Genomic DNA, 8,369 nt, shown 5'->3' with positions numbered 1-8,369 from the left:
GGTACAAAGTAGGAAGGCCCACGCACCTGAAGTGTGTGGGCCTTTTCTGTTTAACCGTTTGTTCTAATGCGTGCCAAGTCCTTGACGCAGGCGCGGGTACCAGGTGAGCTGAAACTGAACGAGTGTATTGTTCTGCTGGCCTTGTTTGTAGACCGGCGCCTTCCAGATCTCATGCTGCAAAGTCGCATTGAGTTCCACCTCTTTGGCAAAGCGCTTGACGAGATTGACGGAGAACTGATTCTGCGTAGTGCCGCCGGGGACAAAGTCCTTAGGGGTTTTCTTGTTCAGGTACTGCAGTTGCACCGATTCGTTGCCAGAGAAGTGCCAGGTAAGCCATGCCTGGCCCCCTTTGGCTTCGCGGCCGATGGCGTCTCCCATGATGAAGCCTTTGTTGGTGTAACCCTGACGTTGAACGGTTTCGTAGTACATGAACTCGCCCCTTCCGCTGTTTGGGACCGGAGGATCGGTGCTGACGCCTTCGAGACGGAGGTCAAGCTTAGGGAGATAGGGAAGCTGCGCCAGATAAAGCCCCGGACGAAACGAGGCACGATGCGGAGCGCTTATGGGCGTGACATCGTCGTGCACCATCGAATCCAGATAGAAGGTCGCGAGGTGCTTCGGAATGGGAAGGCGCCACGACGCCGTAAACATGCTGAAACGAGCTCCTGGATCGGAGCGGGAGAATTTTTCAGTCCCATTCGTATCCTGGAAGTGGAAGAAGCTCTTAAGGAACGTGYGGATGGTGATCGGGGTATGCCCCTTACCTCCCCAGATTGCGGTACGGGAAAATCCAAACTGGAAGTTCTTCGTGGGTGCGAAGCTGAATGTAGTGGAATGTACCCACGGAGAATTCGGATACGTGTGTCCCTTCAGGCTGCCGACAAAGATGTCATAGCGAAGAGGCCCCAGGACATTGCGGATGAACGGGATATACATCGGTTCGACGCGGTTGATGCGGAACGAATAGATATTCTCCGCATTGTTGGTCCAGGAAAATGCACCCCCCAGGCCCGGCCCGTTCCAGGCATCGGACTTTCCGAGTGAGAACTCATGCTTGGCAAGGTGAAACGAGAGATTCGCTTCCTGGATCCGAAAGGTGTTGGTTGCTGCAATGGGACCTTCAGGAATCGTGCTTTGGTGACGATTGAACCCGTCGTAGGGAACCCTGTTGCTCCAACGCCATCAAAGTTCGCAGCTAGTTCCGCATCGAACTCATGAAGCAGCGAATCAAGAATAGCCTTCGCTTCTTCGTTATCGCCGGCTCGAATGTCCTGCTCTGAGTCGACCAGCATATTGATGGCGCTACGCCTGGTCCAGGGCCGAATGCTGATGAAAGCCGTATTGAGATATCCGTAGGCGTGCAGACGCAGCATGGCTGGATAGATCCAGCTATCGACGGGGATGTACACCGAACCCAGAAAGTCGATTTTGCGGATCGTCGCTGGCGGCCCGTACTGGTTACGCGCCGTGAATGGATGTTGCTCTGTCGGCTGGGGTGCAACGACCGGAGGAGGGACGGGCTGCGGCGGCGGAAGGGCCGGAGGTTGCTTCTGGTCCGGATTGTAAGGAGGAAGAGCCGGAGGATTGGTCTGCTGTTGCTGGTTATAACCGGGTTGTTGCGCAGGAAGGTTCTGCTGCGCCGGATCGTTCTGCTGCGCACTGGCGGAATATAAAACGACGAAACCGAAAGCGAGGGAGAGTGCTATAGGGAAGCGGCGCATGCTGCTCTCAGTTTACCTTTGCTCACGAACGCGCCAGCAGTCCCTTGGCCTTAAGATACCCTCGCATTGCATCGAGAGAGTCTTCATCACCAATCTGCTGGAAGCTGATCCACGTGGGGAGATGGAGCGTACGAGCCCGCGTAAACGCCTCCTGTGCCACGCGATAACACGCAACAGCATCGTGTACATCGACAGGAATGACCGGGATCTTATGTTTAGCGGCGGAGGGATGAGGAGTATGTCCGGGAAGCTGGAGATACAGCACGGGTAACTCGCGCTTCGCAGTCATTTCAATGAACCTTTCACATCCGGCAGGAAGTGCACTATCCAGATAGAGCACAGCCACAAAGCCAGGAGTGAAGTGCATGTTCGCAAAGGCAGCGCCATGTACAGCGGCGAATTGCTGCGCAGCATCCAGTGTGCCGGGCAAAAGGTTACCGCTGCTTTGTTGTACGATGCCGACAGCCGGCGCCAGGGCGGCGGAGGCAGCGATCGTGTCCTGCGGCCGCAGGTGGTTCGCTGTAGCCGCGATACCGGCCTCCAGACCGCGTGTACGTTTGCTGCCGGAGCGCAGATCGCGCATGGCGTTGTAGAGCTGTTTGAGACGCTGATTAGGAATCAGTGGGTTTTCAAAAGTAGCGGCAGACATTTCGACCTGTTTCTCTGCAAGGTAGCACACACCGGCAAAAGAGCAAGATGGTGCTTGTGCTTGGCAAGCAAAAGCCCGGCGACAGCCGGGCTTTTACGGATGATAGTGGACTTCAGGCGCGAGCGGCGTCCTTCTTCTCGGTGTTGATGCCGAGATCGGCAAATGCCTTGAGCGCGGTTTTGGCTTTCACCTTACCATCGCGAACCAGCTTGGAGAGCGCGGCTGCGACGATATCCTTGGCGCCGATCTCGAAGTGCGCACGCAGATACTCACGATTGTCAGAGCGGCCAAAGCCGTCTGTACCGAGCGTGACCAGACGCTGGCCAAGCCACGGAGCCAGAGCATCCGGCATGACCTTCATGTAGTCCGAGGCCGCGATGACTGGCCCCTGGGCGTTGCCGAGAGCCTCCAGCAGATACGGCTTCCTCTCCGGCTCTGCGGGGTGCAGGCGATTCCACCGCTCAATCGCAAGTGCGTCGCGGCGGAGCTCGGTGTAGCTGGGGACGGACCATACGTTTGCCTGGATCTTGTACTCGTCGGCCAGAATCTGCTGTGCCTTGACCACCTCGTTCAGGATGGTGCCCGAGCCGAAGAGCTGTACCGTCGCTTCGCCGGCAGCAGGCTTGTAAAGGTACAGGCCCTTGAGGATACCGTTGACGTCCAGATTTGCAGGCGCCTCAGGTTGAACGTAGTCCTCGTTGTACATGGTGATGTAGTAGAAGACGTTCTCACCCTGTTCGTACATCCGCTTCAGGCCATCCTGAATGACGACTGCCATTTCGAAGAGGAAGGCAGGATCGTAGCTCAGGCAGGTTGGAACGGTGCTTGCCAGTACGGGCGAGTGGCCGTCCTGGTGCTGCAGACCTTCACCCAGCATGGTGGTGCGTCCAGCTGTCCCGCCCATGAGGAAGCCTTTTCCGCGAGAGTCCGCAAATGCCCATGCCATGTCTCCGACGCGCTGGAAGCCGAACATCGAGTAGTACATGTAGAACGGGATCGAAGGAATGCCGTAGTTGGAGTAGGCCGTTCCCGCGGCGGTGAAGCTGGCCATCGAGCCCGCCTCGGTGATGCCTTCCTCGAGGATCTGGCCATCCTTCTCTTCGCGATAGCTCAGAAGCATGTCGGCATCGTGCGGCGTGTACTTCTGACCTTCACAGGCATAGATGCCAACCTGTTTGATCACAGATTCAAGGCCGAAGGTACGGCCTTCGTCAGGAACGATGGGGACAACGTACTTGCCGAAGTTCGGCTCCTTGAGCAGGGAGCGGAGCATGGAGACGAAGCCCATGGTGGTGGAGACTTCGCGACCCTTGCTGCCGGCCATCCACTCCTTGAAGAAGTCGGGCGCCGGCGCCTTGAAGTTCAGTGCGGGGACTTCGCGAACCGGGAGGTAGCCGCCAAGTTCCTTACGGCGGGCCTGCAGATACTGGATCTCCGGGGCATCCTGTCCAGGGTGATACAGACCGGCGTCCTTGGCGGTCTGCTCCGATACGGGAATGTCGAAACGCTTGACGAAAGCCGCCAGGCCATCGTCGGTAAGCTTCTTCTCCTGATGGCTGGCGTTGCGAGCTTCCGTCGTTCCCAGGCCATAACCCTTGACCGTCTTGGCCAGGATGACGGTCGGGCCGCCGGTGTACTCAGTTGCACGCTTGYAGGCGTTGAAGATCTTGGCGGGGTCATGGCCGCCGCGGTGCAGCCGGGCTAGCTGCTCATCGGTCTTGTCGGCAACCATCTCCAGCAGCTCCGGATATTTACCGAAGAAGTGCTGACGGAGATAGGCGCCGCCTTTGGCCTTGAAGGTCTGGAAGTCGCCGTCGACACACTCTTCCATGCGTTTGAGCAACAGGCCCTTGTAGTCCCGGGCAAAGAGCTCATCCCAGTCTGCGCCCCAGACCACTTTGATGACATTCCAGCCGGCGCCACGGAAGACGCCTTCCAGCTCGTCGATAATGCGCTTGTTGCCGCGGACCGGACCATCTAGGCGCTGCAGGTTGCAGTTGACGACGAAGATCAGGTTGTCGAGCTTCTCGCGGGAAGCGAGACCGATCGCGCCCAGGGTATCCACTTCGTCCGACTCGCCGTCGCCGACGAAGGCCCAGACCTTGCGGCCCGTCTTCTGGATCAGGTTACGGTTCTCCAGGTAACGCATGAAACGTGCCTGGTAAATGGCGTTCAGCGGGCCAATGCCCATGGAAACGGTGGGGAAGTTCCAGAACTCCGGCATCAGCCACGGGTGGGGATAGGACGATAGGCCGGGCTTATCGCGGAGCTCGTGACGGAAGTTCTTCAGGTGGTCTTCGCTCAGGCGGCCTTCAAGGAAGGCGCGGGCGTAGACACCGGGCGAGGCATGGCCCTGGAAGTAGATGAAATCGCCGGGCTGGTCGCCGTACTTGCCGCGGAAGAAGTGGTTGTAACCAACTTCAAGCAGGGTGCACAGCGACGAGTAGGTCGAAATATGACCGCCGATGCCGGCATCCTTCTTGTTCTGGCCGTGCACCATGGCCATGGCGTTCCAGCGGATCAGGGCCTCGACACGCCGCTCCTGATTGCGATCGCCGGGATAGGGCACCTCGTCATGGGCATGGATGGTGTTGCGATATGGGGTCGTCAGTTCGCCGGTAGCGGCCACGCCGGCTTCGGCAGCGCGCTGCTTCAGCGCGGACAGCAGCTCAGCGGCGGGCTCATGGCCTTCGGCGACGACCAGCTCGTCAAATGCTTCAATCCACTCGGAGACTTCAGCCAGGAAATCCGGGTTGGCGGTCGCCGGAGGGTTATCGAGCTTCGTGGACATTGCGGGGCACCCCTATAAGTAGAAGTTTGGGCGGATATCAGCCTGCCGCCTACCACGATAAACCGTTACCCATACGCGCGTCACCGTTTCCGTGCGATCACCGCACGGATGTGCGAAGTTTCGGGGGCTTGCTGGGGAATCAGAAAGGGCCCGCTCCTGGTTTCCCAGGAGCAGGTCGGAAGTGCTAGGTGGAGTAGTCGGCGTTGATGGTGACGTACTCGTGTGTGAGATCGCAGGTCAGGAAGCGGGTCTCGGCCTGGCCGGCGTTGAGATTCAACAGGATGGTGTACTCGCGTTGCAGCATGACCGTATGCGCCGCCGCCTCATCAAAATGAGGAGAGCGGGTACCTGCTTCAAAGACTGGCTGATCGCCGATATGGATGGACGCAAGGGCGGGGTCGAACACGACCCCCGAACGGCCCGCCGCCGCGATAAGACGTCCCCAGTTCGGATCGCCGGAGGACCAGGCGGTCTTGCAGAGCGGGGAATTGGCAATCGTGCGGGCGATTGTCTGGGCGTCTGCAACCGAGGCAGCTCCGGTGACGTGCAGCGTGACCACATGCGTGACGCCTTCGCCGTCGTCGACAATCTGGTGAGCCAGATCCTGGGTAACCCGGTTCAGAGCGCTCCGGAAGGCGTCCGCTGTATCGGCATCCAGCGTCAGACCACTGGCTCCGGAGGCAAGCAGGAGCACCGTGTCGTTCGTAGAGGTATCGCCGTCGATCGAGATGGAGTTGAAGCTGGCCTCTACTGTCGGGCCGAGGGCCTCGCGAAGCTGGGCAGGAGTAGCCGCGATATCCGTAAACAGATACACCAGCATGGTGGCGTGCGGCGGCCCAAGCTGAGGGCCGATCATGCCTGCTCCCTTGCAAACACCGAAAATCGAGGCTGACCTGCCCTTGTAGATGACAGTGGCGCGTRCCGACTTCGGTTTGGTGTCCGTCGTCATAATGGCGCGGCGGAAGCTGTCCGCCGCCTCTTCTGTACCAGCGAGGGCGGCGAAGGCCGTGGGGAGAGCGGTGGTAATCTTCTCGACCGGAAGGGGAACTCCGATGATGCCGGTGGAGGAAGGGAAGATATTCTCCCGGCCGCAGTTGGCCAGAGCCGCCAAAGCATCACAGGAGGTTACGCAGGCATCCAGCCCATGCTGTCCGGTAGCGCAGTTGGCATTGCCGGCGTTGATCAGCAGCGCTGTAACGCGGCCATCGGAGGCGGCGATATGCTGCCGCCCAATGACGATGGGAGCGGCGACCATTTGATTGCTGGTAAAAGCTGCGGCTGCGGTGGCGCCTTCGGGCGCCAGAGCCAGGGCCAGATCGGGATTCCCGGAGGCCTTAATACCGGCTTTCGTGGCAGACCACAGAAAGCCGGCAGGAAGTGAGGAAGGCTGTGATTCGTTCATTACTCGGTTGAGTTTACCTGTAATTCCATTCAGCTTCGGYAAACGGGATGGAGCGTTTTTCCGCGCTGCTCTGACGGGCCAGTTCGAGGGTGCGGGTAATACGTAGGCCGTGAATGGCCGGAATCATCAGCGGAGCCTTACCGGTGATAGCGTCGCGCACATTCGCGAAGAACAGACGGTAGTCACCGGTCTCAGATGGAACAGTTTCTGAATGGGTACCGCCGGATGCAGGGTCGGCAAGGATCAGGGTGCCCCAGGCCGATTCCGGTTCGCAGAGCCATTCTCCGTCCACTGTGGGCCGCTGACCGGCGAGCAGGGCAGGCTCCTGCGGGTCAAGACCGTATTTCACGAAGCTGCCGTTCGTGCCGTGCAGCAGAAAACGCGGCGAAGCCGAGGCGGCGATCATGCTCGACGAGAGGTGAACCGTCAGGCGTGGATAGTCGAGGCGAATGTCGAAGGCATCTTCGATCGCAGAATTGTCGCGGTCTGTGCGGACTGAGCCGGTGACGAAGTCCGGTTTACCAAAGAGTGCAAGCGGCTGGTCGGCGAGGTGCGGACCGAGATCGAAGAGCAGGCCGTTGACCGGGGCGCCACTCTCTTTCCAGGTATTCGGACGAATGCCGGGGCGGAAGCGATCGAAGTGAGCGCGGAAGGTGACCAGGCGGCCCAGACGGCCCGAGTCCAGAATGCGTTCGACTGTGCGGAAATCCGCGTCAAAACGCCGGTTCTGGAAGGGCGCGAAGATGAGGTTCTTTGACTCGGCAAGATCGATGAGCTGACGGGCTTCCTCGGATGAGGTCGTGATGGGCTTGTCGATGACGACGTGCTTCCCGGCGGAAAGTGCGGCGTGGCATAGAGAGAAGTGAGACTCGTTCGGCGTGGAGATAACGATAAGGTCGAGCTCCTCGATGGCCAGGAGTTCTTCGACAGAGCCGACGATGCGGACGCCGGGGTACTGTTCTGAGGCCGAGGGGAAGGGTTGCTTCCACGGGCCACGCTGCACCACCGCGGTTAATTCCATGCCGGGGGTAACGGAGATAAAGGGCGCGTGAAAAACACGGCCGCCGAGGCCAAAGCCGATGAGTCCGGTGCGAATCATGGGTATAGGGTGCAGGTGAAAGAGCTCTGTATGCAAGATGCCAGGGTGGTATGTCAGAGGGATTTGGCGAAATGGAAGATGAAATGCAACTTTTTTGAAGCGTTCGGCGCAGGGGCCTGCATCCAAAGGAAGAACAACCGCTCCAGTCGTATGAAAAGGGCCGGCGGATCAAGACCGGCGAAGTGTGATGTGCGGTTGCGATTAGCATGAGGACAATGGCGCAGAGAAAGATCTTGGTTTTACCGGCAATGCTCCTGGCTGGAGCCCTCGGTGCGCAGCAGCAGTCGCGCAGCGGTGTGGCGCCTTCGGGCGCGGGTAATACTTCGCCGGGTTCTGGCGCCGCGGCGGTGCAGGCAGCACAAGGTGTGCTGCAACAGCAGTCGCGGAGCACGACAGGGACGAGTGGGCAAGACAACTTCAAGGGCTCTGTCGTGGAGGGGAAAGCCACGGACGGAGTTCTCGATTTGAGTCTCGGTGATGCCATCCGACGTGGACTGAAGACCAACCTCGGACTGATTTTGGAAACCTCTTCGGTGAAAGAATCCGGGGGCAAGCGGCTGCAGGAGTTGCAGGCTTTGTTGCCGACAGCACGTGGTGAGGTTACCTATAACGTGCAGCAGGTTAACCTTGCGGCATTTGGTCTGAGTTTCCCCGGAGTAAGCCCCATCGTCGGACCGTTCCAGGTCTTCGATTTCCGTGGATACCTG

At 59.2% G+C, this 8,369-nt stretch carries 5 protein-coding genes and 1 pseudogene; 1 reads left to right on the top strand and 5 read right to left on the bottom strand.

The features are described 5' to 3' along the window. Nucleotides 1–63: 63 nt before the first annotated feature. The 5 genes from AB4043_RS08560 to AB4043_RS08540 form a co-directional block, all read right to left on the bottom strand. Nucleotides 64–1,089, bottom strand: coding sequence for a capsule assembly Wzi family protein (locus AB4043_RS08560; protein ID WP_442306859.1), 1,026 nt, complete (start codon nucleotides 1,087–1,089; stop codon nucleotides 64–66). Between the two features lie 654 nt (nucleotides 1,090–1,743). Continuing rightward, nucleotides 1,744–2,370: a hypothetical protein gene (locus tag AB4043_RS08555; RefSeq protein ID WP_442301244.1), complete on the bottom strand. Its 627-nt coding sequence runs from the start codon at nucleotides 2,368–2,370 to the stop codon at nucleotides 1,744–1,746. 112 nt (nucleotides 2,371–2,482) lie between these two features. Continuing rightward, entirely contained in the window at nucleotides 2,483–5,161 is a 2,679-nt protein-coding gene (aceE, locus tag AB4043_RS08550; protein WP_442306858.1) for a pyruvate dehydrogenase (acetyl-transferring), homodimeric type, read from the bottom strand. Nucleotides 5,162–5,345: 184 nt separating this feature from the next. After that, nucleotides 5,346–6,563 carry a bifunctional glutamate N-acetyltransferase/amino-acid acetyltransferase ArgJ gene (argJ, locus tag AB4043_RS08545; RefSeq protein ID WP_442306857.1) on the bottom strand — a complete coding sequence of 406 codons (1,218 nt, stop codon included), beginning with the start codon at nucleotides 6,561–6,563 and terminating at the stop codon, nucleotides 5,346–5,348. 13 nt (nucleotides 6,564–6,576) lie between these two features. Continuing rightward, a complete protein-coding gene (locus AB4043_RS08540) occupies nucleotides 6,577–7,662 on the bottom strand; it encodes a Gfo/Idh/MocA family protein (protein ID WP_442306856.1) in 1,086 nt (361 codons plus the stop codon). Nucleotides 7,663–7,877: 215 nt separating this feature from the next. Between AB4043_RS08540 and AB4043_RS08535 the strand changes: the two are divergent. Then, nucleotides 7,878–8,369, top strand: a pseudogene (locus AB4043_RS08535) (TolC family protein); the annotation flags it as partial.

Source organism: Terriglobus sp. YAF25 (genome assembly GCF_052113305.1).
Taxonomy (GTDB): Bacteria; Acidobacteriota; Terriglobia; order Terriglobales; family Acidobacteriaceae; genus Terriglobus.
This window is presented reverse-complemented; position numbering and strand designations above follow the sequence as displayed.

Bases quoted from the DNA above. Each gene is read 5' to 3' on its own strand.
- AB4043_RS08555 (WP_442301244.1), bottom strand. From the start codon at position 2,370: ATGTCTGCCGCTACTTTTGAAAACCCACTGATTCCTAATCAGCGTCTC.